Raw genomic sequence first — 26,344 nt, 5'->3', positions numbered from 1 at the left:
CTTTGCTCCCGGGCCGCAACGCCGACTGCGGGTATCGTTGCCCGTCTGAGGAGGGGGCCATGTCGACAGGAAATGTCCTAGCGGCGCTGATCGCGCTGTGCGCTGCCTTGGCGTCCGCGATCGGCGACGTGATCCGGCAGCGCTCCGCGCAGGAGATCACCGACCAGCAGGTGGGCCACCTGGAGTTGTTCCGGCTCTGCCTGCGTGACCCCCGGTGGTGGGGCGGGGGCGCCGCGGCGGTGGCCAACTACGCCCTGCAGGCGGTGGCATTGGCGGTCGGTTCGGTGATGCTGGTGACCGGCCTGCAGGTGACCGCGCTGCTGTTCGCCCTGCCGATCTATGCCTGGCTGACCCGCCGCCCGGTGACCAACCGGGAGTGGATGTGGGCCGTCCTGCTGGCCGCCTCGCTGGCGGTGGTGGTGATCGTGGGCGATCCCACCGAAGGCAAACGTCACGCTCCGGCGGCCACCTGGATCATCGTGGCGGTGGTCTTGCCGACGGTGTTGGTCGGCTGCGTGCTGGCCGCCCGGATGTTCCGCGGCCGGCCGGCCGCCGCAGTGCTGCTTGCCGTGGTGGCCGGGACGTCGCTGGCGGTGTTCGCCCTGCTGACCAAGGTGCTGGTGGAAGTGCTCAAGGCCGACGGTTTCGCCGCGGTGCTGCGCGCCCCGGCGCTGGTGCCCTGGGTCGCCGCGACGCTGGCCGGGATGATCTTCCAGCAGTCGGCGTTTCGGGCCGGCGCGCTGACGGCATCCATGCCGACGATGATCGTGGCCAAACCGCTGGTGGCCACCGCCCTGGGCGTGCTGCTGCTCAACGAGACGATCCAGGCCGGTGGAGCAGAGGACGTCGCGGTGATCGCCGGGGTGATCCTGGTCGTGGTCGCCACGGCCGCCCTGGCCCGCGGTGAGGCGGCCACCATCGTCGCCGATGCGGGGGCGGACCTGGCCGCGCCGGTGGCCGCGCCGTCGAACAGCTAATTTGGGTGCCGTGCTGGGACCGATAGCGATCATGCCGTCGGCGCCGGTGCTGGTGCCCGAACTGGCCGGCGCCGCCGCCGAAGCCGCCGAGTTGCGGAATGCTGCCCTGGGCGCCGCGGCGCTGCTGCCGCGGCGTTGGGTGGCTCTCGGCGCCGGACCGGACGGGGTCTTCGGGCCAGACAGCGTGGGCAGTTTCGGGGGATTCGGCGCCGATGTCACGGTCGGGTTGTCGCCGAAGGCCCGGCAGGTGGTTGATCTGCCGTTGTGCGCGTTGCTGGCCGGCTGGGTGCGCGGGCAGGTCTGCCCGGAGGGCGAGGTGGTGGTGTACTCCAACGCCGATCCCCGCGCGGCGTGGACCACCGGGGCGCGGCTGCGCGCCGAGCTGGACCAGCTGGCCGAGCCCACGGGCGTGCTGGTGCTCGCCGACGGTGCCGCCACGCTGACGCCGGCCGCACCCGGCGGCTACCACCCCGAACACCGCGAAGATCAGCACGCCCTCGAAGAGGCGCTGGCCGGCGGCGACGTCGCCGCCCTGGCGGGGCTGCCGCCACAAATCGTCGGGCGGGCGGGATTGGCGGCACTGGCGGGGCTGGCCGGGACGGCGCCGCGCGCGGTCAAGCAGCTCTACTGCGACGCGCCGTACGGGGTCGGCTACTTCGTGGGGGTCTGGCAGCCGTGAGGCCGATCGCCATCGTCGGACCCACCGGCACCGGAAAATCACAACTGGCACTGGAGCTGGCGGCGCGGCTGGGCGGTGAGATCGTCAACGCCGACGCCATGCAGCTCTACCGCGGCATGGACATCGGCACCGCCAAACTGTTGCCGCACGAGCGTGGCGGCATCGTGCACCACCAACTCGACGTGCTCGACGTCACCCAGACCGCGACGGTGGCCCGCTACCAGCAGGCCGCCACGGCCGACGTGGCGGCGATCATGGCCCGCGGCGCGGTCCCGATCATCGTCGGCGGGTCGATGCTCTATCTGCAGGCCCTGCTCGACGACTGGTGTTTCCCGGCCACCGATCCGGTGGTGCGTGCCCGCTACGAGCAGCGGTTGGCAGAAGTCGGGGTCGCTGCCCTGCATGCCGAACTGGCCGGCGTCGATCCGGCCGCCGCCGCTTCGATCCTGGCGACCGACGGCAGGAGGATCGTGCGGGCACTGGAAGTCGTGGAGCTGACCGGTCAGCCCTTCGCCGCTTCGGCGCCCGCCATCGGAACTCCGCGCTGGAATACCGTGATACTCGGCTTGGATTGCGACACAACCATTCTCGATGAAAGGTTGGCCGCCCGGACCGACTCGATGTTCGCCAACGGGCTGGTGGCCGAAGTCCAGGGCCTACTGGAGGCGGGGCTGCGCGAGGGAGCCACGGCCGCCAGGGCTCTGGGGTACGCCCAGGTGATCGCCGACCTGCAGGCCGGTGGCGACGGCGCCGGCGCCGCCGAACCGACGTTCATCGGCACCCGCCGCTACGTGCGCCGGCAGCGATCCTGGTTTCGGCGCGATCACCGCATCCAGTGGCTCGACGCCGCCGCCGGCGGCCTGCTCGACGCGGCGTTGAGCGCGGTGCGGCACGTATCCTGAGCACATGCTTTTCGCCAAGGGCCACGGCACCCAGAACGACTTCGTGTTGCTGCCGGACCTGGACGCGGCGGTGCAGTTGACCCCCGCCGCGGTGGCCGCCCTGTGCGACCGCCGTCGCGGACTGGGGGCAGACGGTCTGCTGCGGGTCACCACCGCAGGTGCGGCGGTGCAGGCAGGTGTGCTCGACCGCCTTCCCGAAGCGGTGGCGCCCGCGGACTGGTTCATGGACTACCGCAACGCCGACGGTTCGGTTGCCGAGATGTGCGGCAACGGAGTCCGGGTCTTCGCGCACTATCTGCGGGCTGCCGGCCTGGACACCCGCGATGAGTTCGTGGTCGCCACGCTGGCAGGGCCGCGGCCGGTGGTCGTCCACCACGCCGACGACGTGCACGCCGACGTCACCGTGGACATGGGCAAGCCGAACCTGCTCGGAAGCACCGGCCCGGCATTCGAGGCGGTGGTCGGCGGGAAGCGGTTCGCCGGCCTGGGCGTCGACATGGGAAACCCGCATCTGGCCTGTGTGGACCCGGAGCTGTCCGCGGCAGCGCTGGCGGCCCTCGACGTGGCAGCCCCGGTGTCGTTCGACACCACGGCGTTCCCGAACGGGGTGAATGTGGAGATCGTGACCGCGCCGCGCGACGGAGCGGTGCGGATGCGCGTGCATGAGCGCGGCGTCGGTGAGACCCGCTCGTGCGGCACCGGCACGGTGGCGGCCGCGGTGGCGGCCCTGGCCTATGCCGGCTCGTCGACGGGCACGCTGTGCGTCGAGATCCCGGGCGGGCGGGTCAGCGTCACCGTCACCGAGGCCGGCAGCTACCTGCGTGGGCCGTCGGAACTGGTGGCCCGGGGCGAGATCGCGCCCCAGTGGTGGGCGGCCCAGTGACCTATCCCGACGCGAGGACGCAGCCCAGCACCGGTGAGCTCAACCTCGACGACCGCGCTGCGTTGCGCCGGGTCGCCGGGCTGTCCACCGAACTCGCCGACATCTCCGAGGTCGAATACCGCCAGCTGCGCCTGGAGCGGGTGGTGCTCGTGGGAGTGTGGACCGAGGGCACCGCGGCCGAGGCCGACGCCAGCATGGTGGAGCTGGCCGCCCTGGCCGAGACCGCCGGCTCGGAGGTGCTCGAGGGCCTGATCCAGCGTCGGGAGCGGCCCGACCCGGCCACCTACATCGGCTCCGGCAAGGCCCAGGAACTGCGGGAGTTGGTGCTGGCCACCGGGGCCGACACGGTGATCTGCGACGGTGAACTGTCGCCGGCGCAGCTGACCGCGCTGGAAAAGGCGGTCAAGGTCAAGGTGATCGACCGCACCGCGTTGATCCTCGACATCTTCGCTCAGCACGCCACCAGTGCCGAGGGCAAGGCGCAGGTGGCGCTGGCGCAGATGCAATACATGCTGCCGCGGCTGCGCGGCTGGGGCGAGTCGATGTCGCGGCAGGCCGGCGGACGGGCCGGCGGCAGCGGCGGTGGAGTGGGCCTGCGTGGGCCCGGCGAGACCAAGATCGAGACCGACCGGCGGCGGATCCGGGAACGGATGTCGAAGTTGCGCCGCGAGATCCGGGCCATGAAGCAGGTGCGCGACACGCAGCGCAGCCGGCGCCGGCACAGTGACGTCCCCTCGGTGGCGATCGTCGGCTATACCAACGCCGGGAAGTCGAGCCTTCTCAACGCATTGACCGGTGCCGGGGTACTGGTTCAGGATGCGTTGTTCGCCACACTGGAACCCACCAGCCGTCGTGGCCAATTCGACGATGACCGCCACTTTGTGCTCACCGACACAGTCGGTTTTGTGCGCCACCTGCCCACCCAGCTGGTCGAGGCGTTCCGCTCCACGCTCGAGGAAGTCGCCGACGCCGACCTGCTGGTCCATGTGGTCGACGGATCGGATGCAGCACCATTGGCGCAGATCAGCGCGGTGCGCGAGGTGATCTCCGAAGTCATCGCCGAGCGTCATTCAGGGCCCAGCGACCAGCGTGCCCCGGAGCTGCTGGTGGTCAACAAGATTGATGCCGCGGGCGATTTGGCTTTGGCGCAGCTGCGCCGTGCTCTGCCCGACGCGGTGTTCGTTTCGGCACACACCGGAGACGGCATCGACGTGTTACGGCAGCGGATGGGGCAGCTGGTGGCGCCCGTCGACACCGCTGTAGATGTCGTGATCCCTTATGGCCGTGGTGATTTGGTAGCCAGAGTGCATGAACAGGGCCGCGTGCAGCTGGCCGAACACGGCGAGGGCGGCACCCGGATCCGTGCGCGAGTCCCCTTGGCTCTGGCGGCCAGTCTGCGGGAATTCGCCGCCCTTTAGGCATTCGGCGCACCGTGCGATAGGCTGGCGATCACGCGTCGTGGAACGCTTACTCACCGCCATTGCGGCCATTGGGCCGTGATTCAGCCGGTTCCAAAGCTCTTCTCGCGGCGATCGCTATTGCCAACAGGCAATCTCGCCAACCCTGTGTTGCAGATGGATCGGTCATCTCGTGTTGACCGCTGCGGCACAGCCGATGCCGGAAAGGCATGACATGACAACCCCTTCATTCGCCGACCTCGGTGTGCCCGCCGCACTTGTGCGCGTGCTCGCCGAGCGCGAAATCGCTGCTCCGTTCCCGATTCAGGTGGCGACACTGCCGGACAGCCTGGCCGGCCGCGATGTGCTGGGCCGCGGCAAGACCGGTAGCGGCAAGACGCTGGCCTTCTCTTTGCCGCTGGTAGTTCGGCTGGCCGGTGAGAAGCGCCGTCCCTCGGCGCCCACTGGACTGGTGCTGGCCCCCACGCGCGAGCTGGCGACCCAGATTGCCGCAACCCTGGAACCGCTGGCCCGGGCCAGTGGTCTGAAGGTGACCACCGTCTTCGGCGGGGTGTCGCAGAACCGTCAGGTGGCTGCGCTCAACGCCGGAGCCGACATCGTGGTGGCCTGCCCCGGCCGCCTGGAAGATCTGATGAAGCAGCGGCTGATCACGCTGGACGCCGTACGCATCAGTGTGCTGGACGAGGCAGACCACATGGCCGACCTCGGTTTCTTGCCGGGAGTCACCCGCATTCTGGCGGCCACCGCCGAAACCGGTCAGCGACTGCTGTTTTCGGCGACGTTGGACAACGGGGTGGACAAGCTGGTTCGGCGCTTCCTGCGGAATCCGGTGTTGCACTCCGTCGATGAGCTCGACGCGCCTCCTCCGGCCATGACCCACCACGTGTTCCACGTGTCGGGTCTGCAGGAGAAGAAGGAACTGGTGCAGCTGCTCGCGTCGGGAACCGGGCGGCGAATTCTGTTCTTGCGCACCAAGCACCAGGCCAGGAAGCTGGCCCGGCAACTGACCGAGAGCGGTGTTCCCTCGGTCGATCTGCACGGCAACCTGTCCCAACCGGCCCGTCAGCGCAATCTCGCGGCCTTCGCCGACGGCGAGGTACGGGTGCTGGTGGCCACCGACATCGCCGCCCGCGGCGTCCACGTCGACGAAGTCGAGCTGGTGGTGCACGTGGATCCGCCCGCCGAGCACAAGGCCTACCTGCACCGCTCCGGGCGCACCGCCCGGGCCGGCAGCGCCGGAGACGTCGTCACCCTGGTCCTGCCCGAGCAGCGCAGTGAGACCCAGGTGCTGCTGCGCCGCGCCGGCATCACCGTCGCCCCGCAGCAGGTGGCCGCCGATTCGGTTTCGGTGCTCGACTTGGTGGGGGAGGTCGCGCCGTTGCGCGCGCCCGCGCCGGTAGCCGCCGCCCCGGCACGCGTTGCGACCGCGCCGGCCCGCTCGGGCCGCCCGCGGCGCCGGCGCAGCGGTACCCCGCAGCAGGCTCCGGCTGCCGACTCCCGGCGCCGGCACCGCGGCGGCACCGGCCCCCGGCGCCAGGCCGGGTAGGCGGCAGATCCCCCCATCCACCACCACGGGCGACCAACCATCCGGTTGGTCTATTCTCGTCGGAAAGATCAGTCGACCGGAGGTCAGGCAATGAGTGCCGCAATCAAGTACCAGCGAACCCTGTTCGAGCCCGAGCACGAGCTGTTCCGGGAGTCGTTCCGGGCCTTCCTGGATCGCCACGCCGCGCCCTACATGGAGGAGTGGGAAAAGGCCAAGATCGTCGACCGCTCCGTATGGCTTGAGGCGGGCAAGCAGGGTTTCTTGGGCATGGCGGTGCCCGAGGAGTACGGCGGCGGCGGCAACCCGGACTTCCGCTACAACACGATCATCACCGAGGAAGTCACCGCGGGCCGATACAGCGGACTGGGGTTCAGCCTGCACAACGACGTCTGCGCGCCCTACCTGCTGGAACTGTGCAACGAAGAGCAGAAGCAGCGCTGGCTGCCCAAGTTCTGCACCGGTGAGCTGATCACCGCGATCGCGATGACCGAGCCGGGCACCGGCAGCGACCTGCAGGGCATCAAGACCCGTGCGGTACGCCAGGGCGACCACTACGTGCTCAACGGCTCCAAGACGTTCATCACCAACGGCATCCACTCCGACCTGGTGATCGTCGTGGCCCAGACCGACCCCGACAAGGGCGCACAGGGCTTCTCCCTGCTGGTCGTGGAGCGCGGGATGGAGGGCTTCGAGCGCGGCCGGCACCTGGACAAGATCGGTCTGGACGCCCAGGACACCGCCGAGCTGTCGTTCACCGACGTGCACGTTCCGGTGGAGAACCTGCTCGGCGAGGAGGGCAAGGGCTTCATCTACCTGATGCAGAACCTGCCCCAGGAGCGGATCTCGATCGCCATCATGGCCGCCGGGGCGATGCAGGCGGTGCTGGAGCAGACCATCCAGTACACCAAGGAGCGCAAGGCGTTCGGCAAGCCGATCGGCAGTTTCCAGAACAGCCGGTTCCTGCTGGCCGAGTTGGCCACCGAGGCCACCGTGGTGCGGATGATGGTCGACGAGTTCGTGAAGCTGCACCTGGACAAGAAGCTCACCGTCGAGCAGGCCGCGATGGCCAAGTGGTACTCCACCGAGAAGCAGGTGCACCTGATCGACCGCTGCCTGCAGCTGCACGGAGGATACGGCTACATGCGCGAATACCCGGTCGCCCGGGCTTATCTGGACGCTCGCGTTCAGACCATTTACGGCGGCACCACCGAGATCATGAAAGAGATCATCGGTCGCAGCCTGGGCGTCTAGCCGCGGCAAAACCGAACATCGAGGCGTCCCGCGGACGCTCTCAGGGGCGCTACCTGCAGGTTTGGTAGCGCCCCTTGTTCGCGTCAGGGCTGATAGTTTGGCATCATTTCAGCATCGGGTGGGTATCTGTTTCCGCAATATCGGATACTGGGCTTCGAAATTCGGCCGGATTGCGGGAAAGTCTATGCCGGAAATATTTGCGTCGATAACGATGCCTGGGAGGGCGCTGGTGACTAGTCGGAGAGATCGGTTCGGCAAGACGGCGGTGCGCGCGGCGCTCGGCCTCGTGGCGACGGTCACCGTGCTGTTGTCGGTGCACACCGCCGCCGCAACACCCGATAGCGATGCCCAGGACGCCATCACGGCGGCATGGCAGACGGCTGGCGGGGAAGGCTCGCCGCTGGGGCCGCCCAAGGGGGAGGTGCACCCGGCCGGTAGCGGGTTCGCCCAGGACTTCGCCGGCGGGACAATCTTCTTCACCCCGGAGACCGGCGCCAAGGCGCTCTACGGTGCGATTCTGGACAAGTACGAGGCGCTGGGCGGGGCGGCGGACAACGGCCTGGGATTCCCCAGCAGTGACGAAGTACCCGGCCTCGTTCCGGGCAGTCGGGTGGCCATCCTGTCCGGCGCCGACAACCCGGTGATCTTCTGGACGCCCGAGCACGGCGCGCACGTGGTGCGCGGACCGATCAACGCCGGTTGGGACAAGCTGGGCAGCTCCACCGGCGCGCTCGGCGTCCCGGTCGAGGACGAGCGCTACGACGGCGCCGTCGTCACCCAGAAGTTCAGCGCCGGTGCGCTCTCCTTCGACAGCGCGACCCGGACCTTCACCACCGTGCCGCCCGAACTGGCGGCGCAGCTGGCCGACGTGCAGGCCCAGGCGGATCCGGCGGCGGCCATCGACCAGGCGTGGCGCACCGCCGGCGGACCGGCCGGCGCGCTGGGCGCCAAGGAGGGCGGCCTGTACCCGATCGGCGACAACGGCGGCGCGGGCCAGGACTTCGTGCACGGCAAGGTCTACTTCAGCCCCGTCACCGGCGCCAACGCGGTCGCAGGCGACGTGCTGGCCAAGTACGAGTCCCTGGGCGGGCCGGCCGGCAGCGATCTCGGCTTCCCCATCACCAGCACTGCCGACGGCGCGGCCGCCGGCAGCAAGTTCAATGCGTTCGCCGCCGAGGACGAACCGGTGATCTTCTTCAGCCCCGACAAGGGCGCCTTCGTGGTGCGCAGCGCGATGAAGGCGGCCTGGGACAAGCTCGACGGAGCCACCGGCCGGCTCGGCGTCCCGGTGGGCGATCAGACTGTCGAAGGCGATGTGGTGTCGCAGAAGTTCAGCGGCGGGACGATCACCTGGAACCAGGCGACGAACACCTTCAGCGCCGATCCGGCCGAGCTGGCGCAATCGCTGTCCGGCGTGCAGATCCCCGGGATGAACCTGCCGGAGGGCAGCAAGGCCACCACGGGCGTCACCGCCAAGGAGACCCGGTGGAACTGGCTGTGGGTGCTGATCCCCGTTGCGGTGCTGGCGGTTCTGGGCGCGCTCGCCGGGGCGGCGATGTGGTGGCAGCGGCGGCGGCCGGCCAACGGGCGTACGGGCGCGCCGATCGCGGTGCCCGCCCCGGCTGCCGACGAGCACGACGACGATGACGAGCAGTGGGCGCACCAGGAGCACCGCGAGGAGCGCCGTGAGGAGCACCGGGAGTTCGAGGGCACCGTCCGGCTGCCCAGCCGGTACGGGTCGGCGCCGTATCCATCCGAGCCCGAACTGCCCGTGTCCACCAGTGCCGATGCGCCGTGGCTGCACTACGGCGAGAACGACAGCGAGGCCCACCTCGACGACGATGACGACACCGACACCGCGCCCACCCGAACGGTGACCGACGAGGACTTCGGTTCCGGTCGGCACGCGGTGGGCAACGGTGGCACCCCGGCGGATCCGAACAGGTTCGGCGGCGGCGCGGAGCCGCGCAGCTTTGGCCGCGGCGCGTCCGGGCGCGGTTTCGGCATCGAGGAAACGGTGCATCCGGTGATGCATCTGCCGCTCGACGACCCGTACCAGCAGCCGAACGGCTACCCGATCAAGGCGAACATCGGCTCGGGGCTTTACTACACCCCGCAGAACGCACTGTATGACGACACCCTCGCCGAGATCTGGTTCGCCACCGAGGAGGCCGCGCGGCTCAACGGCTTCACGCGGGCCGGCTGATCACCGCAGCGGCAGAGGCAGATTCGCCTCGGCCGGCGGGCGCGGTGCATTCGTACTGGTAGCGGACCGCGATCCGGCTGCCCTCCCAGCACCACAGGTCTCTAGTCGCGCTCGGCGGCCCATTTGCGTTGCAGGGGAAGGCCTCCGGTCTCCGCGCGGCCGGTGATGAACGCGTCGCGGTTACGCCATAGCGAGTCCTCGGTGTGGGCCAGTGCCACGCGCGCCGGACCCCTGCTGTTCCAAGCGTCTTCGGCGGCCTGCGCCTTGCGTTGTGCGGACGCGGCGTCGCAGGGTGGGACGGGCGCGAAGACGGTCAGATCTTGCGGATGACGGTCACAACCTTGCCCAGCACCACCGCGTCGTTACCCGGGATCGGGTCGAAGATCGGGTTGTGCGGCATCAGCCAGACCTGGCCGCCGGTGCGCTTGAAGGTCTTGACGGTGGCCTCCCCGTCGATCATGGCGGCCACGATGTCACCGTTGTCGGCGACGTTCTGTTGGCGCACCACAACCCAGTCGCCGTCGCAGATCGCGGCGTCGACCATCGACTCGCCGACGACCTTGAGCAAGAACAGCTCTCCTTCGCCCACCAGTTCGCGGGGGAGGGGGAACACATCCTCGACGGCTTCCTCGGCCAGGATCGGCCCGCCGGCCGCGATGCGGCCCAGGACCGGGACGAACGTGGGTTCGGGCAGCGCGTCCGACCCGGCGAATTCGGTGGTCGGGGCGGCCTCGGCGGCACCGGCCACATCGTCTAGGCCGCGGACGTCGACTGCGCGGGGACGGTTGGGATCACGGCGCAGATAGCCCTTGCGCTCGAGCGTGCGCAGCTGGTGAGCGACCGAGGAGGTGGAGGTCAGCCCGACCGCATCGCCGATCTCGCGGATGCTCGGCGGGTAGCCCCGCTCGTTCACCGAGGCGCGGATGACGCTCAGGATGGTGCGCTGGCGGGGGGTCAGCGCTGAGTCCGGCCCCGTGGCGCTACTGCTGCTGTCACTCATGGGGGCGAATCTAGTCGCCGAGCTGCGATTAATCAAACATGTGTTCGAGGTGTGTCGCGCCGGCGTTCGAACTGTTGGGCGAGGTTGTCGGAGGTGTTCGCTAATGTTTTCGACAACGATTCGATCACATGTTCGGAAATCGAACATACAAGCGATTAGTATTCGAACAGTCGAGCGAACAGGGTCGCCGACGCCGAGCGAGGGAGAACCGCACATGATGCTCATCGACACGATCCCCGTGACCGCCGAGCCCGTCGGGCGCCAGTCTGCGCGGATGCATCGGGCTGCGCGGACATCGGGTCGCGCCCACCCGGTCTACACCCGCCCGGCGCGTCTGGTCCGGTCCCGGCCGGGCGGCGCGCCGCTGCGGCAGCGTGGCACCGGGGTGCTGATGTCGCGCGCGCCGCACCGGCCGCAGGCCGCCAAGGCCATCACCCCGGCGACCACGGTGGTGCTCGCCCTGATCGCCGCCGCCATCACGGTGTGGCTCGGGCTGATCGCGCAGTTCGGCGCGGCCGCCGCCGGCGGTAGCGCCGCGGTGCCGGACCGGCTCGGTGTCGTACGTGTTCAGAGCGGGGAGAGTTTGCAGCACCTGGCGGCGCGCGTGGCACCTGACGCGCCGGCCGGGCAGGTCATCGAGCGCATCCGCGAACTCAACGGCCTTCAGACGGTCGCCCTGGACGCCGGTCAGACGCTGATCGCGCCGTTGGGCTGAGGACCGCCGTGCTGATCCGGGGGCCGCTTGCAGCCACTGCCGGACCCCGACGGCCGGCCGCGCAGGTACGCTCGCAGGGGTCTCAACGGCCCGGGGTGCCTCGCCTGTCAGAGGGCCCTGGTTCTCGGCACGGCGAAGGAGCGGCGATGCACTGCCCGTTTTGTCGCCATCCAGACTCACGGGTGGTGGACTCCCGCGAAACCGATGAGGGCCAGGCGATCCGGCGCCGTCGTTCGTGTCCGGAATGCGGTCGCAGGTTTTCCACGGTGGAGACCGCGGTGCTCGCGGTGGTCAAGCGCAGTGGCGTCACCGAGCCGTTCAGCCGGGAGAAGGTCATCAGCGGGGTACGGCGGGCCTGCCAGGGCCGCCAGGTCGATGACGACGCGCTGAACCTGCTGGCTCAGCAGGTAGAGGACGCTGTTCGCGCCGCCGGTTCACCGGAGATCCCCAGCCATGAGGTGGGGTTGGCGATCCTGGGCCCGCTGCGCGAACTCGACGAGGTGGCCTACCTGCGTTTCGCCTCGGTGTACCGGTCGTTTTCCTCCGCCGCCGACTTCGAGCGGGAGATTCAGTCCCTTCGCGAGCACCGCGAGATGCCCAGCCCCGATTGAGCCGTACCGGCTCCGGGGCGCATTACGCTGGCGGGATGGCACCGCAGTTGCACCCGAACCTTGTGGAGCTGGCACCGCTGTTGGGCACCTGGTCGGGCGAGGGCTTCGGGGTCTATCCGACGATCGCCTCGTTCGACTATCTCGAAGAGGTGGTGTTCTCCCACGTCGGTAAGCCATTCCTGGTCTACGGCCAGAAGACCCGGTCACCGGTCGACGGCCTGCCGCTGCATGCCGAGACGGGCTATCTGCGGGTGCCGCAACCCGGCCGGATCGAATGGGTGCTGGCGCACCCCAGTGGCATCACCGAGATCGAGGTCGGCAGCTACGCGGTCACCGGCACCGGCGTGGAGCTACGGTTGTCGGCCACCGCGATCGGGCTGGCGCCGACCGCCAAGGAAGTGACCGCGCTGAGCCGCGTTTACCGGCTCGACGGCGATGAGTTGTCCTACACGCTGGAGATGGGCGCCGTCGGCCAGCCCGCGCAGAACCACCTGACCGCCACCCTTCGCCGCACCGCGTAGCCGGCGGCGCGGCTCACTCGTCGCCGTCGCGATCCTTCTTGGCCTCTTGGGCCAGGAAGCGCTCGAATTCGGCTCCCAGCTCGTCGGCGCTCGGCAGGTCCTCATCGCGCGACAGCAGCGAACGGTTCTGTTGGGCGGTGACAAACGCGTCGTACTGGTGTTCCAGAGCCGTCACCACCTGGGCGACTTCGGCGCTCGCCTCCACCTGTTGGTCGATCTTGGCCCGGATCTCGGCACCGGCCTCGCGGAGTTGGGTCAGCGGCAGGTCCAGCGCGCCGCTCTGGGCCGCGTGCTTGAGCAGCGCCTCAGCCGCGTCGGGGTAGTCGGTCTGCGCCACGTAATGGGGTACGTGAACGGTGAAACCGACCACCTCGTGGCCGTGCTGCGCCATCCGGTACTCCAGCAGGTTGGATGCGCTGCCCGGCACTTGGACCTCGGTGATCCACGGGGTGAACTCGCTGATGAGTTCCCGGTTGTTGGAGTGCGCGGTCAGGGTCACCGGACGGGTGTGCGGCACGGCCATGGGGATGGTGCCCAAGCCGATGGTCCGTCGCACTCCGAGCTGCTCGGCAAGCAGGCGCACGGCTGTGATGAAACGCTCCCATTTCAGGTCGGGCTCCATGCCCGCCAGCAACAGGAACGGGGTGCCCGCGCTGTCACGCAACGCGTGCAGGTTCAGCTCGGGCTCGCTGTAGTGGGTGAAGTGGTCGGCCTTGAACGTCATCAGCGGCCGGCGCGACCGGTAGTCGAGCAGGTCATCGATCGCGAACGACGCCACCAGTTCGCTGTCCAGCGTGGCCTTGAGGTGCCGGGCCGCCAATCGGATCGCGTGGCCGGCGTCGGAGAAGCCCTCCAGGGCGTGAATCAGCACGGGTCCCTCGCCGTTGGCCGACATCAGCTGCGGTGCCGGAACTTCCAGCTCGTACATGCCGCTCTGCTCGGCCTGGTAGTGCCGGTCCCGGTCGGGACCGTTGTCCGGGTGGTCGGCCATCGTCTTGCCTCCTCGTTGTGCGGATCGCACTCGCCATTTTCCCCCACCGGGGGACGCACCGGAAAACGGTGCACTCTGTGGTGATCAACGCCGGTGGGCACCGGCGGAATTCCGCAGGTGTCCGGCGTTCGCTCACCGGAGAACGCGCTGGCAGCCGGCCCCACGGCGGCGCAACGGCGCATGGATTCGCGGCGTCGCCCGAACAGCTGTCCACAGCCGCCGGTTCATCCCCAACGCGGGGTGCGGCGGGGCAGGCACGCGCCCGGCGTGACGGAGCTTGTCGTCACCGTTGCAGCCATGACGACAAAGCAACCGGACTTCACGCTGAACCGGCCCGAAGCGCTGATCGCGGCGTTGCCGGCCATCCTCGGCTTCGTGCCGGAGAACTCCCTGGTCCTGATCTTGCTCGACGGCGGTGAACTGGGCTCGGTGCTGCGGGTCGATCTGACCGACGCGCTCATCGGCACCCTGGGGCGGCTTGCGGAGGTGGCGGCGGCCGCCGCGCCGGCGGAGGCCGTCGCGGTGCTCGTCGACGAGCCGGGAGCCGGCTGCCCGGCCTGCGGGGATCAGCACCGGCTGCTGATCGCCCGGCTGACCGAAGAGTTGTCCCGCCGCGACATCGCGCTGCTCGGCGCGCATGTGGTGGATCGGGTGGCCCGGGGCGGCAGGTGGCATTGCGCCGACGGCTGCGGTGCCGGCGGTCCGGTCGACGACCCGGAGGCGTCGCCGCTGGCCGCCGCCGCAGTGCTGGAGGGCAGGCGACTGTATGCCCGCCGTGCGGACGTGCAAGCGGTGGTCACCCCCGATGACGCGGTGCGCCGTGCCGCGGTGGCCGCGGCGATCGCCGACTGTACGGCAGAGCGGGCCGCGGGGCGCGGTGCGGCTCTCGTCCGAGCTGGCCGCGACGTCGCGCAGGTGCTGGCTGCTGTCGCTGCGCTGGCGGCCGGACAGGAGCCGGGCGAGGCGGAGTTGGCCCGGCTCGGATGTTCGCTCACCGATGTGCTGGTCCGGGACACCCTGTGCGCCTTGGCGATCGGTGAGCGCGCCGCCGAAGCCGAGCGGCTGTGGGCGACCCTGGCCCGGGCTCTGCCGGAGCCCTGGCGCGCCGAGGCGCTGGTGCTGCTGGCGTTCAGCGCCTACGCGCGTGGGGACGGGCCGCTGGCCGGGGTATCGCTGGAAGCCGCCCTGCGCAGTGTGCCGGGGCATCGGATGGCGGGCCTACTCGACACTGCCCTGCAATCCGGGCTGAGGCCGGAGCGTATCCGTGGTCTGGCCGACACCGGCTACCGGCTGGGACAGCAGATCGGGGTGCGCCTGCCGCGGCGGCAGGACCCGGATCGGCGGGCCGGTTGAGGACCGGGCGTCAGACCTTCTGGACCTTCACGGCGTGCGCCATCTCGTAGGGGAGGCTCACGTCGGTGTGGCCGGGGATCACGATGGTCACCCCGTCGTCGCCGTCCGTCTGGACGGTCACCCTGGCGTTGGGCACCACACCGGCTTCCTTGAGCCGGGTGATCAGGTCGATATCGCCCTGGACGTGCTCGGTGAGCTGGCGCACCACCACCGCCACCGGGGCGCCGGCCGGCAGTTCGGTCAGCCGAACGAGGTCGGAATCGCCGCCGCCGGACCCGGCGCCGAAACCGAGATCCAGAAGACCGGGGATGGGATTGCCGAACGGCGACGTGGTCGGGTTGTCGAGCACCTGAACCAGGCGCCGCTCGACGACCTCGCTCATCACATGCTCCCAGCGACAGGCCTCGGCATGCACCTCCTCCAGCGGCAGGCCGATGACGTCGACGAGCAGGCGTTCGGCCAGCCGGTGCTTGCGCATCACCGAGACCGCCAGGGAGCGGCCCTTCTCGGTGAGTTCGAGATGACGGTCGCCGGCCACCTTTAGCAGGCCGTCGCGTTCCATCCGGGACACCGTCTGACTGACGGTCGGGCCACTTTGCTCCAAGCGCTCGGCTATGCGTGCACGCAGCGGGGTGACACCCTCTTCCTCAAGGTCGTAGATCGTCCTGAGGTACATCTCGGTGGTATCAACCAAGTCATTCATTCGGCACCTTCCGTCGCAGCTGAGTCTACTTGGACAGCCAAGGCCGCGGTGAGCCGCGATGCTCGGCGTTGCGGCGGCAATGCAGGTCCGCAGATGCAGCTCCGGCGGGCCTCCGCGATCTGCGGCGGCCCGCCGGAACGGGGACGATGCACCGGGCCCGACCGGGCCCGCCGGTGTCAGCTGGCGTAGGAACGCAGCCGGTCGGCGCGCTCGCCGTGGCGCAGCTTCGCCATCACCTCGCGCTCGATCTGGCGGACCCGCTCGCGCGACAGACCGAACAGCTTGCCGATCTGGTCCAGCGTGCGGGGCTGACCGTCGTCGAGGCCGAACCGCAGCCGGATCACCTGGTGCTCCCGCTCGTCGAGGGTGGCCAGGACGCTGCGGATATCGGTGTGCAGCAACTCGGCGATCACCGCGTTCTCCGCCGACATCGCCTCGGAGTCCTCGATGAAGTCGCCCAGCGGGGCCTCCTCGTCAGAGCCCACCGGCATGTCGAGGCTGACCGGGTCGCGGCTGTGCTCGAGCAGGTCGTTGATCCGCTCCGCCGGAATGCCGGACTCGGCGGCCAGCTCTTCGTCGGTGGCCTCGCGGCCCAGCTGCTGGTGCATCTCACGCTTGATCCGCGCCAGCTTGTTGACCTGTTCGACCAGGTGGACCGGAAGCCGGATGGTGCGGCTCTGATCCGCCATGCCTCGGGTGATGGCCTGGCGAATCCACCAGGTGGCGTAGGTGGAGAACTTGAAGCCCTTGGTGTAGTCGAACTTCTCCATGGCGCGGATCAGTCCGAGGTTGCCCTCCTGGATCAGGTCCAGCAGCGGCATGCCCCGGCCGGTGTAGCGCTTGGCCAGTGAGACCACCAGACGCAGGTTGGCTTCCAGCAGGTGCCGGCGCGCGGACTCGCCGTCGCGTACCACCGCTGCCAGTTCGCGCTTGCGCTTCTCGCCGAAACGCTTGCGGGTGTCGAGCAGGTGCTGGGCATAGAGCCCGGCCTCGATCCGCTTGGCGAGTTCCACCTCGTCGGCGGCGTTGAGCAACGCGGTTTTGCCGATGCCGTTGAGGTACACCCGTACCAGGTCGGCGGCTGGGCTCTGCGCGTCCAGATCGCCGTCGATCCGACTCATGCTGGCATCTCCCTTTGCCATTGGGGCCTCCCGTTGATCGGCTTCAGCTGTCACACGTGTCAACGCCCGACACGCACGCAGAGTTCCCGGACGATCGCATTTCCACACCACCTGACGTGCGGAAATACGGGAATGACTTTGAGAATGTGCTAAGAACCGTTCGCGTGCGGCGCTTCGCCGCCCGCGCCGTCGCCGGAATCCGGGCGCGGTGGCCGCTGCAGGGCCGGCCGGGTGCCGGTGGGGAACAGCGGGGTGCGCGTAGGAGCCGCCTCATAGCGGCGGGGCTCCTCCTTGCTGCGGGGCGGCCGGTCATTGGCGATCAGCACCGCCATCCACGGCAGCGGGATCGACGCCACCAGGATCAGCAGGGAGATCAGCCCGTTGTGCCAGATTCCGTAGGCGATCGCGGCGAAGATCAGCGCAGGCACCCGAAACGCCATCAAGGTCAGGTACTTGCGTACCCGCTCACGGTGCTGCTGCTCGTAGGACGGGGCTGCCGCGGTGATCAGGACCGGTCGGCCGTCGTCGTCGAAACCCAGCTCGGGGCCGTGCTTCATCCCTCCACTGTCCCACATGTCCGGCTCCCCGGCACGAGGGGTTTTGGGAACCCTGCGGTTCTGGGCACAATGGGAACATGGGCATACAGACCGACACCCTCGAGCGCACCGATTCCGAGGAACGCGTCGATGACGGGACCGGCGGCGACACCCCGAAGTACTTCCACTACGTGAAGAAGGACAAGATCGCCGAGAGCGCGGTCATGGGCACCCACGTGGTGGCGCTGTGCGGCGAGGTGTTCCCGGTGACCAAGTCGGCCAAGCCCGGTTCCCCGGTCTGCCCGGACTGCAAGAAGATCTACGCGACGCTCAAACAGGCTTGACCGGATCGGTCTCGTCGCCGGCCTGGCCGGCTCGTGAGACCACCCACCTACGCAGCTGGTGCAGGTGGGTGGCGTGGGCGGGCCACTCTTCCTGGACGGCCGCATTCAGTTCGGCGCCCAGCATGATCGCGAAGCCGAGCAGAAACGCGAACAGCAGAAAGGCGATCGGCGTCGCCAGCGCCCCGTAGGTGTAGCCGGTGCTGGTGATGTAGCGCAGGTAGATGCGCAGACCCATCGTCGCCACCACGAACACGGTCGTGGCCAGCAACGCGCCGAAAATCAGCCGGTGCGAGGGCAGGGGCTTGGGCAGCGACACCCGGTAGAGCACCGTCACCGCGAGCAGCAGACCCAGCACCAGCGCCGGGTAGTAGCCGAACCGCAGAATGTCGGTCCATCTGGCCGGCAGCCGCTCGGCGATCGCGTGCGGTCCCAGCGCGGCCAGCGGGGCGGTGGCCACCGCGATCACCAGCATCGCGACGTAGAGCCCGAGCGCGAAGAAGCGTTGCCGCACCGGATGACGCAGCGGGGTCTGATCGTGGGCCTCGACCACCGAGTCGACGAACGCCGAGATCGCCGATGATCCGGCCCACAGCGATATCACGAAGCCGAGCGAGACCACCTCACCGCGCGCATTGGCCACGATGTCTCGCACCGTCGGCTCGATGATCTCCACCACCACGTTCTTGGAGAAGAAGCTGCTGGCCATGCTGATCAGCCGGTCCTGGATGGTGGCCAGCGTGTTCGGGCCGAACAGCGGCGCCACGTAGGACAGCGAGCCCAACATTCCCAGCAGCAGCGGCGGCAGGGACAACACCGACCAGAAGCCCGCCTGCGCCGATTCGGAGAAGATCGAATCGTCCCAGCTCTTCACCAGGGTGCGCCGGGCGATCCGGAGCAGGTGATGACGGGAGGGTTTGGGAATCCGGTCAGTCATGACCAGCCCAGCATTCCTGACGATTGCCGCTATTGCACAATCTGCTCAGACGGCGTGTTGGCTGCGCCTCGCGTCACGCCTCGTCGGACGCGCTGACCTGAATCACCGCGGCCAGCTCGATCAGCTTGGCCTCGTGCTCGTTGGCGTGGTGCTGGCAGAAGAGAAGTTCGGCACCGGAGGGCAGCGTGGCTCGCACCCGGGCGGCTGCGCCGCACCGGTCGCATCGATCAGCCCGGGTCAGTTCGGGACTGGTCAGAGTCGCGTTCATGGGCTCCTCCGTTCTCGCGGTTGCTCTCAAGTGTGTCAGACGCTTGAGCGTTCGGCGTTGTTCCCGGCTCCGGCTGTGTCGTGTCTCACCCCGAAGCGCGGTGCGGCAGGATCGGTGATATGGAGCAGCAACCGATACCGGCGGGGGTCTTGGTACACATGTGCCGCGCCGGCGACTGGGAGCGGGCGCAGCAGGCCGGCGAGCTACGCCCCGAGTCATTGCGCAGTGTCGGATTCGTGCACCTGTCGACGCCGCAGCAGGTGCACCTGCCGGCGAATCGGCTCTACCGCGGCTGCACGGATCTGGTGTTACTGCAGGTGAATCCGGACGAACTCGGCGCTCCGGTGCGCTGGGAGCCCGGCGTGCCGGGCGATCCGGAGTCGATGTTGTTCCCGCATCTGTACGGGCCGTTGCCCGTTGCGGCGGTGTGCGGTGTCAGTCCGTACCGGCCGGGCCCGGATGGCGTGTTCGCCCCGGCTGGTTGAGGTTGATCGGGGTGGTCGGCTTGGCTGCCGACGCCCGGGTGAGTTCGCTACGGGCGAACGTGGTCTGCGCCTTGTTGATCAACGCCGCGGGCACTCGTGGCCAGGTCGCGGCGACGGCGTTGATCGCGTCGAGCACAGCGGGATTCAAACCAGCCTCGGGCGGCGCGGGATGACCATGGGTGGTCGCGCGCTTGAGCAACGCGGCGAAGGTCTGGGACGACACGGGATCATCCGGGGACATGCTCGGCGATCCTACGCCGGCCCGGCGCCGGCGGCCTAGATCGGCCGAGCCTCGACGATCGCCAGTGGGCTGGTGGTGGGCACCACGCGGCGCAGTTCGAAACCGGTGGCAGCCAGCAGCTCGCCATACTCCCGGCGGGTGCGCTCCTGGCCGCCCGCGGTCACCAGCATCTCCAGGTCGAGCAGCAGGCCCAGGTGGGCAGGAGCCCCCTCAGGAAGCACCATCTCGAACAGCAGCAGCTTTCCGCCGGGCGCGATGGCGCTGCGGACGTTGCGCAGAATCGCGCGCGATCGATCGTCGTCCCAGTCGTGGATGACGGTCTTGAGCAGGTACGTGTCGCCGCCGACGGGCACCGACTCGAAGAACGAGCCGCCCTGGACGTCGCAGCGCGACGCCACCCCGGCGGCGCTCATCGCCGCTCCGGCGCCGGCGACAACCTGCGGCAGGTCGAACAGCACGCCGCGAGCGTCGGGGGCCCGGCGCAGCACCGCGGCCAGCAGCGCGCCATGACCGCCACCGACATCGACGATGAGCTTGCTGGAGCTGAAATCGTATGCGGGTACCGCGCTTTCGATGGCGATTGCAGAGGCGCCCGTCATCGCGTCGTTGAAGACCTGCGCCAGTTCGGGGTCGGTGTCCAGGTACTCGAAGATAGGCATTCCACGAAGCTCGTCGACGGCGGTCTCGCCGGTCCGCACCGAGTGCTCGAGCTGCGACCAATGTTCCCGGTGTCGCGGGTGGCCGACGAACGCCATCATCGGGGCCACTCCGGCCGGATTATCCGACACCAGGGCCCGGCCGACGCGGGTCAGCGCGAACCGGCCGTCGCGGCGCAGTTTGAACACCGAGTGACTGGCCAGCGCGCGCATCAGCCGGTAGGTGGCCGCGGGGTTGGTCCCGGCCCGGGCAGCGACCTCGTCAGCGGTCAGCGGACCCGCGCTGAGCGCGTCGGGGATTCCCAGCCGCACGGCGGCGCTGAGGGCCTGCGACAGCCAACCGCCCAACCCCAATTCCAGGGCGGCGACGGAGGCGGGAACGGTCACCTGGCGCAGGCGCTGTAGGCCGCCACGGCACGCATCGACGGCACGCAGTACTGCCGAGGGGGGAGTGGCGGCCATCTGTGCTCTAGTCGAGGTAGTCGCGCAGGACCTGAGACCGGCTGGGATGGCGCAGTTTCGACATGGTCTTGGACTCGATCTGGCGGATGCGTTCCCGGGTCACCCCGTAGACCTGGCCGATCTCGTCGAGGGTGCGCGGCTGTCCGTCGGTGAGGCCGAAGCGCAACCGCACCACGCCCGCCTCGCGCTCGGAGAGCGTTTCGAGCACCGACTGCAGCTGGTCCTGAAGCAGTGTGAAGGAGACCGCGTCGACGGCGACCACGGCCTCGCTGTCTTCGATGAAGTCGCCGAGCTGCGAGTCGCCCTCATCACCGATGGTCTGGTCCAGCGAGATCGGCTCGCGGGCGTACTGCTGGATCTCCAGCACCTTCTCCGGGGTGATGTCCATCTCCCGGGCGAGTTCCTCAGGGGTGGGTTCGCGGCCCAGGTCCTGCAACAGCTCCCGCTGGATCCGGCCGAGCTTGTTGATGACCTCGACCATGTGGACCGGGATGCGGATGGTGCGGGCCTGGTCGGCCATGGCGCGGGTGATGGCCTGGCGGATCCACCAGGTGGCGTAGGTGGAGAACTTGTAGCCCTTGGTGTAGTCGAACTTCTCCACCGCGCGGATCAGACCGAGGTTGCCCTCCTGGATCAGGTCCAGGAACGCCATGCCGCGGCCGGTGTAGCGCTTGGCCAGCGACACCACCAGGCGCAGGTTGGCTTCGAGCAGGTGGTTCTTGGCGCGGTCGCCGTCGCGGCAGATCCACGCCATGTCCCGCCGGTAGGCAACCGCGAGCTTGTCGCCCTTCTCGGCGTGCTCGGCCATCTTCTGGGTGGCGAACAGGCCGGCCTCGATGCGCTTGGCCAGTTCGACTTCCTCTTCGGCGTTGAGCAGCGCCACCTTGCCGATCTGCTTGAGGTAGGCACGCACCGAGTCGGCCGACGCGGTGAGCTCGGCGTCCTTTCGGGCCTGGCGCAGCGCCTCGGACTCCTCTTCGTCCCAGACGAAGTCGCCCGACGCCTTGTCCTTCTCGCTGGGCTCGGCGATCTCGTCCTCGTCGCCGTCCTCGTCGCCGTCGTCGGCCGCCTCGGCTGCCGGGCTCGACGCGGTGTCGTCGCCGTCGGCGGCCGTGTCGTCGTCATCGAGATCGTCCAGGCTCAGGTCGGCGACGTCGATGTCGTCCACACCGGGTTCGCCGTCGAGCTCTACATCGGCATCGAGGTTCTCGGGCGCCAGGGCATCGGCGTTCTTCGCCGCCGCCTTGGTGGCCTTGGCCGCTTTCTTCGCCGGACCCCGCGTGGCGCGCGTCGCGGGCTTGGCCGCTGCGTCGGCGCTCCGCGCCGTCGACTTGGCCGCCTTCTTGGCCGGTGCTGCCGCCTTGGTGGCCTTGGCCGCGGTGCGCTTGGCGGGCGCCGCGGCGGCGGACTTGGCGGCAGCCTTGGCAGGCGACTTCGCGGCGGCCTTGGCGGGCGCCTTGGTGGCGCTGGCCTTCTTGGGCTCCTCAGCCGCCGGCTGTGCCTTGCTCACTGCCACGTCCACCCCTTCGGTCGGACTGACTTTCGGGTCGCAGCGTCGTGCGCAACCGAAAGTATCGGGTATGTCGAATGTCGGCTCTATTTCAGTTGGAGATCAACTGGGATAGTCGCCGCTATCGGTTAGGCGGCCGCCGCGGACCATTGTAACGACAGGACGGGGCGGGACTCGTCGAGCGGGCGCAATTCAGTGAGTCTCGTCGGCCGAAGACGCCATCGCCGCCCCGACGATGCCCGCGGTGTTCTGCAGTGTCGCGGCCACCACCGGAGTCCGATTGCCCAGCAGCGGCACCCACCGATCGGCTTTACGGCTGATACCGCCGCCCACGATGATCAGGTCCGGGCAGAGCGCGTCCTCGATCGCCGTCAGCACCATCGTGACCTGTTCGGCCCACCTCGCCATGGACCAGTTCTTGCGCTCCTTGACCGACGCCGCGGCCCGCTGCTCGGCCTCCTTGCCGCCCACCTCGATATGCCCGAGTTCGGTGTTGGGCAGCAGCTTTCCGTTGTGGAGCACCGCCGATCCGATCCCGGTGCCGAAGGTGAGCAACACGACCACGCCGGGGTTGTTGTTGCCCGCCCCGTAGCGCTCCTCAGCGAGCCCGGCGGCGTCGGCGTCGTTGAGGACGACCACCCGCTGGCCGTCCAGTTCGGCGGCGATCGTCTCCTGCACGTTGAGCCCGATCCAGGACTTGTCCACGTTGGCGGCGGTCCGCACGATGCCGTCGACGACCACCCCGGGATAGGTGACGCCCAGCGGGCCGGTCCAACCGAACTCCCGGACCACCGCGGCGACGGTCTGTGCCACCAGGGCCGGCGTGGCGGGGTTGGGCGTGGGCAGTTTGACCCGCTCACCGACCAGCGCGCCGGTGTCAAGGTCGACGATGCCGCCCTTGATGCCGCTGCCGCCGACGTCGACTCCGAAGCCGTGTCGCTGCTGCCGCTCGCCGGTGGCCGGGGGGGAAGCGGGGGCGGGTCCGGTCATGGATCTCCTCTTCGGCGGTCGATCGTCAGCAGGTGCCGGAATGGATCTTGGTCAGCAGGGCAGGATCGGGCATGCCGGTGGAGTCCGGACGCAGTCCGGCCAGGGCGGCTTCGATGTCGTCGCTGTGAGACAGGCTGATGAAGTCGCTGCCGACGGCCAGGTCCACCGAGTCGTCGGCGCGGTCGTCGCGAAACAGTTCGGCGCAGGGCGCCACCAGCCACAGTGCCGCCGCGGCTGCCTGGCCGGCCGGGCCGAAGCGAATCTGGCCCTGGCAGTCCAGGCGGACTTCGCTGTAGATGGGATCGTTGGCCGCCGTCGGCTGGGGGAAGCCGTCGTCGCGCAGGGCGTCGGCGACGTCGGCGGCCTGACCCGCCCGGCCGCTGGCGTTGAGCACGCGTGCCTTGACGTCGGCAAGCCGGGCCGGGGTGGTGGCGACCATCGCGGTGCGGGGCACCTGGGTACCCAACTGCGGCTGGTCCGGTTCGGTGGGCGCCGGCGGGGCGTTGCACACCGCGACCTCGTGAATATCGACCGGCCGGGTCAGCGCCACCGCCCACACCACGGCGGTCAGCAGGGCCAGGGCGGCCGCCGCGTAGGCAGCCGGTCGGTAGTTACGTCGCCGGAACGGCCGACCGTGCTTGTCGAACTCGGTACCGGAGGTGATTTGCGCGACCACGTACGCACTCTAGAGGGCGCGCGGGCGTGCGATGACCGTGGTCAGCAGGGGAGTGTGATATAACTCACACTTGTTTCGGGGGCAATCCGGGCACGAATCATTTGGTGGATGCGTTCGACGCTGGTACAAAGCTCGCGCAGGCTTACGAGGGGACTGGAGGGGAGAAGACCATGGCTACCGATTACGACGCCCCGCGGCGCACAGAGACCGATGACGTTTCCGAGGATTCGTTGGAGGAGCTCAAGGCCCGTCGCAACGAGGCGCAGTCCGCTGTGGTCGATGTGGACGAGTCCGAATCGGCCGAGTCGTTCGAGCTGCCCGGCGCCGACCTGTCGGGCGAAGAGCTGTCGGTGCGGGTCATTCCGAAGCAGGCCGACGAATTCACTTGCTCGAGCTGCTTTTTGGTTCAGCACCGCAGTCGGCTCGCCAGCGAGAAGAACGGCGTGATGATCTGCACCGACTGCGCGGCCTGAGCCGGCCGCGCCGCCGGATCCCACTCAGGTCTGCAGTGCTGCCAGCAGTCGCTGCGGATGGCGACAGCTGACCAGCCAGTAGGGGGTCGGGTCGTCGGGATCGTCGAGAACCACCAGCACCATGGGGCCTACCCAGCCGCGGTGGACGACGTAGGCGGCCGGATCGAGTTGGCGGCCCAGCGCCGCGGATTTCGCCGACCGCGGTACCTCGGCCGAGCGTGCGATCACCGACGTGGGCAGGTGCGCGTCACCGACCCACAGCTGTCTGTCCCCGCCGCTGTCGACCACCCGCACCGTGATGCGCCCCCACCACAGCAGGGCGCCCGCGGTGATCGCGAAGAACACCGCGAACGGCAGCCAGTCAGGCAGGCTGCGCAGCCCCAACCGGACTTCGTAGGCCAACAGCCCAGTGCCCGCAAACCCCAGTGGCCACCACCACCACGGCACCCACAGCTGCTCGCTGTAGCGCACGGTTTGCGATGTCCGGTGGTTCAGACGCGATCCCGACATCCGGCTAAGAGTAGTCTTGCGCCTCGTGTCACCCAGTCTCGCGGTTGTTCGCCTGGATCCGGATCTGCCCCTGCCCAGCCGTGCGCACCCCGGCGATGCCGGCGTGGACCTCTACAGCGCGATCGACGTCGAACTGGGTCCCGGCGAGCGCGCGCTGGTGCCCACCGGGATCGCGGTGGCCATTCCGTTCGGCATGGTGGGCCTGGTTCATCCCCGGTCGGGTTTGGCTGCGCGGGTGGGTCTTTCAATCGTCAACAGCCCGGGCACCGTCGATGCGGGCTATCGTGGTGAGATCAAGGTGGCGTTGATCAACCTCGATCCGGCGACGCCGATCGAGATCCACCGCGGCGACCGGATCGCCCAACTGCTGGTGCAGCGGGTGGAACTGCCGGAACTGGTCGAGGTGGCATCGTTCGACGATGCTGGACTGGCCCAGACGAGCCGCGGCGCCGATGGACACGGCTCCTCGGGGGGACATGCGAGTTTGTGACACGGAAAGCACGAAGTGATGAAGATGGGCGGCTGTGATGGCATTCGGTAGAGGTAAAGGCAAGGGCGAGGCGGCCAAGCCGACGAGCGCCGGGCCGGAGGCCTCCGCAGAATTGGACGACGACTACGAAACCGAGCCGGAGGAGCTGGAGGGGCCCTTCGACATCGAGGATTTCGACGACCCGGCTGCGGCTACCACGGCTCGGCTGGATCTGGGCTCGGTGCTGGTGCCGATGCCCGCAGGGGCTCAGGTTCAGGTTGAACTGAGCGACGCCGGTGTTCCCAGTGCGGTGTGGCTGGTGACCCAGTACGGCCGGTTCAACATCGCCGCCTACGCCGCGCCCAAGTCACCGGGTCTGTGGCGTGAGGTGGCTGCCGAGCTGGCAGAAGCGCTGCGCAGGGACTCGGCGAACGTCAGCATCGTCGACGGACCATGGGGCCGGGAGGTGGTCGGAACGGCGACCGGCGCCGTTCGGTTCATCGGTGTCGACGGTTACCGCTGGATGGTGCGCTGCGTGATCAACGGCCGGCCCGAGACCATCGAGCCACTGGCCCAGCTGGCACGCCAGGCATTGGCCGACACCGTGGTCCGGCGCGGCGACACGCCGCTGCCGGTGCGCACGCCGTTGCCGGTGCGCCTGCCCGAACCCATGGCCGAGCAGTTGCGTGCAGCGGCAGCCCAACAGGCCGCGGCCCAGCAGGCGGCAGCCCAGCAGGCCGCGGCCCAGCAGGCGGCAGCCCAGCAGGCCGCCGCAATGCAGCAGTTCGGGGGAGGCGGCGCCACACCGCCACCGCCTGCGCCGCCGGCGCCCGCCGCCCGCCGCAGTGTGGAGGGATCGGCGATGCAGCAGTTGCGCACCATCACCGGCGGCTAGCGATCGTGGGGCGGCCGG

31 protein-coding genes are annotated in these 26,344 nt (G+C 69.2%); 17 read left to right on the top strand and 14 right to left on the bottom strand.

Annotation, left to right across the window (positions count from 1 at the left end):
• The first annotated feature begins 59 nt into the window (after positions 1-59).
• The 8 genes from AWC02_RS03775 to AWC02_RS03745 all read left to right on the top strand — a co-directional run bounded on the left by AWC02_RS03775 (position 60) and on the right by AWC02_RS03745 (position 9,862).
• Complete coding sequence (locus AWC02_RS03775; RefSeq protein WP_109560852.1) at positions 60-977, top strand: DMT family transporter; 918 nt, start codon at positions 60-62, stop codon at positions 975-977.
• Positions 978-987: 10 nt separating this feature from the next.
• The gene (locus AWC02_RS21110) at positions 988-1,656 is read left to right on the top strand and encodes a class III extradiol ring-cleavage dioxygenase family protein (RefSeq protein WP_109560858.1); all 669 of its coding nucleotides are present in this window, start codon (positions 988-990) and stop codon (positions 1,654-1,656) included.
• Positions 1,653-2,558 carry a tRNA (adenosine(37)-N6)-dimethylallyltransferase MiaA gene (gene miaA, locus AWC02_RS03770; RefSeq protein ID WP_085127335.1) on the top strand — a complete coding sequence of 302 codons (906 nt, stop codon included), beginning with the start codon at positions 1,653-1,655 and terminating at the stop codon, positions 2,556-2,558. The genes AWC02_RS21110 and miaA overlap by 4 nt, the downstream gene beginning before the upstream one ends.
• Positions 2,559-2,562: 4 nt before the next feature.
• The gene (gene dapF, locus AWC02_RS03765; RefSeq protein ID WP_085127333.1) at positions 2,563-3,441 is read left to right on the top strand and encodes a diaminopimelate epimerase; all 879 of its coding nucleotides are present in this window, start codon (positions 2,563-2,565) and stop codon (positions 3,439-3,441) included.
• On the top strand, positions 3,438-4,859 hold the full coding sequence (gene hflX, locus AWC02_RS03760) for a GTPase HflX (protein WP_085127452.1): 1,422 nt from the start codon (positions 3,438-3,440) through the stop codon (positions 4,857-4,859). Before dapF ends, hflX begins: the two co-directional genes overlap by 4 nt.
• Positions 4,860-5,073: 214 nt before the next feature.
• A complete protein-coding gene (locus AWC02_RS03755) occupies positions 5,074-6,405 on the top strand; it encodes a DEAD/DEAH box helicase (RefSeq protein ID WP_085127331.1) in 1,332 nt (443 codons plus the stop codon).
• Between the two features lie 90 nt (positions 6,406-6,495).
• On the top strand, positions 6,496-7,656 hold the full coding sequence (locus AWC02_RS03750) for an acyl-CoA dehydrogenase family protein (RefSeq protein ID WP_085127329.1): 1,161 nt from the start codon (positions 6,496-6,498) through the stop codon (positions 7,654-7,656).
• 229 nt (positions 7,657-7,885) lie between these two features.
• A complete protein-coding gene (locus AWC02_RS03745; protein WP_237160307.1) occupies positions 7,886-9,862 on the top strand; it encodes an LGFP repeat-containing protein in 1,977 nt (658 codons plus the stop codon).
• A 101-nt stretch (positions 9,863-9,963) separates the two neighbouring features.
• On the opposite strand, the gene AWC02_RS22415 is transcribed toward AWC02_RS03745, so the two are convergent.
• Complete coding sequence (locus AWC02_RS22415) at positions 9,964-10,179, bottom strand: DUF1348 family protein (protein ID WP_237160311.1); 216 nt, start codon at positions 10,177-10,179, stop codon at positions 9,964-9,966.
• Complete coding sequence (gene lexA, locus AWC02_RS03735; RefSeq protein WP_085127325.1) at positions 10,176-10,862, bottom strand: transcriptional repressor LexA; 687 nt, start codon at positions 10,860-10,862, stop codon at positions 10,176-10,178. The genes AWC02_RS22415 and lexA overlap by 4 nt, the downstream gene beginning before the upstream one ends.
• A gap of 214 nt (positions 10,863-11,076) precedes the next feature.
• On the opposite strand from lexA, the gene AWC02_RS03730 reads away from it, so the two are divergent.
• The 3 genes from AWC02_RS03730 to AWC02_RS03720 all read left to right on the top strand — a co-directional run bounded on the left by AWC02_RS03730 (position 11,077) and on the right by AWC02_RS03720 (position 12,709).
• Positions 11,077-11,577: a LysM peptidoglycan-binding domain-containing protein gene (locus tag AWC02_RS03730; RefSeq protein ID WP_085127324.1), complete on the top strand. Its 501-nt coding sequence runs from the start codon at positions 11,077-11,079 to the stop codon at positions 11,575-11,577.
• A 146-nt stretch (positions 11,578-11,723) separates the two neighbouring features.
• Entirely contained in the window at positions 11,724-12,188 is a 465-nt protein-coding gene (nrdR, locus tag AWC02_RS03725) for a transcriptional regulator NrdR (protein WP_046315443.1), read from the top strand.
• Between the two features lie 35 nt (positions 12,189-12,223).
• Positions 12,224-12,709 carry a peroxynitrite isomerase gene (locus AWC02_RS03720; RefSeq protein ID WP_085127322.1) on the top strand — a complete coding sequence of 162 codons (486 nt, stop codon included), beginning with the start codon at positions 12,224-12,226 and terminating at the stop codon, positions 12,707-12,709.
• 13 nt (positions 12,710-12,722) lie between these two features.
• Here AWC02_RS03720 and AWC02_RS03715 read toward each other — a convergent pair whose 3' ends face one another.
• The gene (locus tag AWC02_RS03715) at positions 12,723-13,700 is read right to left on the bottom strand and encodes a proteasome assembly chaperone family protein (protein ID WP_085127320.1); all 978 of its coding nucleotides are present in this window, start codon (positions 13,698-13,700) and stop codon (positions 12,723-12,725) included.
• Between the two features lie 297 nt (positions 13,701-13,997).
• Here AWC02_RS03715 and AWC02_RS03710 point away from each other — a divergent pair, with 297 nt between their 5' ends.
• A complete protein-coding gene (locus AWC02_RS03710) occupies positions 13,998-15,053 on the top strand; it encodes a DUF4192 domain-containing protein (protein ID WP_085127319.1) in 1,056 nt (351 codons plus the stop codon).
• A gap of 10 nt (positions 15,054-15,063) precedes the next feature.
• On the opposite strand, the gene AWC02_RS03705 is transcribed toward AWC02_RS03710, so the two are convergent.
• The 3 genes from AWC02_RS03705 to AWC02_RS03695 form a co-directional block, all read right to left on the bottom strand.
• Complete coding sequence (locus tag AWC02_RS03705) at positions 15,064-15,756, bottom strand: iron-dependent transcriptional repressor DtxR (protein ID WP_085127317.1); 693 nt, start codon at positions 15,754-15,756, stop codon at positions 15,064-15,066.
• Positions 15,757-15,932: 176 nt separating this feature from the next.
• Complete coding sequence (locus AWC02_RS03700; RefSeq protein WP_085127315.1) at positions 15,933-16,898, bottom strand: sigma-70 family RNA polymerase sigma factor; 966 nt, start codon at positions 16,896-16,898, stop codon at positions 15,933-15,935.
• Positions 16,899-17,026: 128 nt separating this feature from the next.
• The gene (locus AWC02_RS03695) at positions 17,027-17,452 is read right to left on the bottom strand and encodes a DUF3099 domain-containing protein (RefSeq protein ID WP_085127313.1); all 426 of its coding nucleotides are present in this window, start codon (positions 17,450-17,452) and stop codon (positions 17,027-17,029) included.
• Between the two features lie 65 nt (positions 17,453-17,517).
• On the opposite strand from AWC02_RS03695, the gene AWC02_RS03690 reads away from it, so the two are divergent.
• The gene (locus AWC02_RS03690) at positions 17,518-17,757 is read left to right on the top strand and encodes a DUF3039 domain-containing protein (RefSeq protein ID WP_085127450.1); all 240 of its coding nucleotides are present in this window, start codon (positions 17,518-17,520) and stop codon (positions 17,755-17,757) included.
• Here AWC02_RS03690 and AWC02_RS03685 read toward each other — a convergent pair.
• Both AWC02_RS03685 and AWC02_RS03680 read right to left on the bottom strand, forming a co-directional pair.
• Complete coding sequence (locus AWC02_RS03685) at positions 17,744-18,691, bottom strand: YihY/virulence factor BrkB family protein (RefSeq protein WP_085127311.1); 948 nt, start codon at positions 18,689-18,691, stop codon at positions 17,744-17,746. The two genes, AWC02_RS03690 and AWC02_RS03685, sit on opposite strands and share 14 nt — an antisense overlap.
• Positions 18,692-18,764: 73 nt before the next feature.
• Positions 18,765-18,959: a DUF7455 domain-containing protein gene (locus AWC02_RS03680; RefSeq protein ID WP_064855083.1), complete on the bottom strand. Its 195-nt coding sequence runs from the start codon at positions 18,957-18,959 to the stop codon at positions 18,765-18,767.
• A 119-nt stretch (positions 18,960-19,078) separates the two neighbouring features.
• On the opposite strand from AWC02_RS03680, the gene AWC02_RS03675 reads away from it, so the two are divergent.
• The gene (locus tag AWC02_RS03675) at positions 19,079-19,444 is read left to right on the top strand and encodes a DUF952 domain-containing protein (protein WP_085127310.1); all 366 of its coding nucleotides are present in this window, start codon (positions 19,079-19,081) and stop codon (positions 19,442-19,444) included.
• On the opposite strand, the gene AWC02_RS03670 is transcribed toward AWC02_RS03675, so the two are convergent.
• The 5 genes from AWC02_RS03670 to cei form a co-directional block, all read right to left on the bottom strand.
• Positions 19,395-19,685: a hypothetical protein gene (locus AWC02_RS03670; protein WP_085127308.1), complete on the bottom strand. Its 291-nt coding sequence runs from the start codon at positions 19,683-19,685 to the stop codon at positions 19,395-19,397. The genes AWC02_RS03675 and AWC02_RS03670 overlap by 50 nt on opposite strands.
• A 35-nt stretch (positions 19,686-19,720) precedes the next feature.
• On the bottom strand, positions 19,721-20,803 hold the full coding sequence (locus tag AWC02_RS03665) for a methyltransferase (protein ID WP_085127307.1): 1,083 nt from the start codon (positions 20,801-20,803) through the stop codon (positions 19,721-19,723).
• Positions 20,804-20,810: 7 nt separating this feature from the next.
• Positions 20,811-22,319 carry an RNA polymerase sigma factor gene (locus tag AWC02_RS03660; RefSeq protein ID WP_085127448.1) on the bottom strand — a complete coding sequence of 503 codons (1,509 nt, stop codon included), beginning with the start codon at positions 22,317-22,319 and terminating at the stop codon, positions 20,811-20,813.
• Between the two features lie 186 nt (positions 22,320-22,505).
• A complete protein-coding gene (ppgK, locus tag AWC02_RS03655; RefSeq protein WP_085127305.1) occupies positions 22,506-23,303 on the bottom strand; it encodes a polyphosphate--glucose phosphotransferase in 798 nt (265 codons plus the stop codon).
• Positions 23,304-23,328: 25 nt separating this feature from the next.
• Entirely contained in the window at positions 23,329-23,979 is a 651-nt protein-coding gene (cei, locus tag AWC02_RS03650; RefSeq protein ID WP_085127304.1) for an envelope integrity protein Cei, read from the bottom strand.
• Positions 23,980-24,149: 170 nt separating this feature from the next.
• Here cei and AWC02_RS03645 point away from each other — a divergent pair, with 170 nt between their 5' ends.
• Positions 24,150-24,452, top strand: a complete 303-nt coding sequence (locus tag AWC02_RS03645) for a DUF4193 domain-containing protein (RefSeq protein ID WP_019738982.1) — start codon at positions 24,150-24,152, stop codon at positions 24,450-24,452.
• Positions 24,453-24,476: 24 nt separating this feature from the next.
• Here the strand turns inward: AWC02_RS03645 and AWC02_RS03640 are convergent, their stop codons facing one another.
• Positions 24,477-24,962, bottom strand: coding sequence for a DUF3093 domain-containing protein (locus tag AWC02_RS03640; protein ID WP_085127302.1), 486 nt, complete (start codon positions 24,960-24,962; stop codon positions 24,477-24,479).
• Positions 24,963-24,987: 25 nt separating this feature from the next.
• Here AWC02_RS03640 and dut point away from each other — a divergent pair, with 25 nt between their 5' ends.
• Both dut and AWC02_RS03630 read left to right on the top strand, forming a co-directional pair.
• The gene (gene dut / locus AWC02_RS03635) at positions 24,988-25,452 is read left to right on the top strand and encodes a dUTP diphosphatase (protein WP_085127300.1); all 465 of its coding nucleotides are present in this window, start codon (positions 24,988-24,990) and stop codon (positions 25,450-25,452) included.
• 37 nt (positions 25,453-25,489) lie between these two features.
• A complete protein-coding gene (locus AWC02_RS03630) occupies positions 25,490-26,326 on the top strand; it encodes a DUF3710 domain-containing protein (RefSeq protein WP_085127298.1) in 837 nt (278 codons plus the stop codon).
• The last annotated feature ends 18 nt before the right edge of the window (positions 26,327-26,344 follow it).

It is taken from the genome of Mycolicibacter engbaekii (assembly GCF_002101585.1).
In the GTDB taxonomy this organism is placed as follows: Bacteria; Actinomycetota; Actinomycetes; order Mycobacteriales; family Mycobacteriaceae; genus Mycobacterium; species Mycobacterium engbaekii.
Note: the sequence above shows the minus strand (reverse complement) of the source record. Positions and strands in the feature narration are given on the sequence as shown.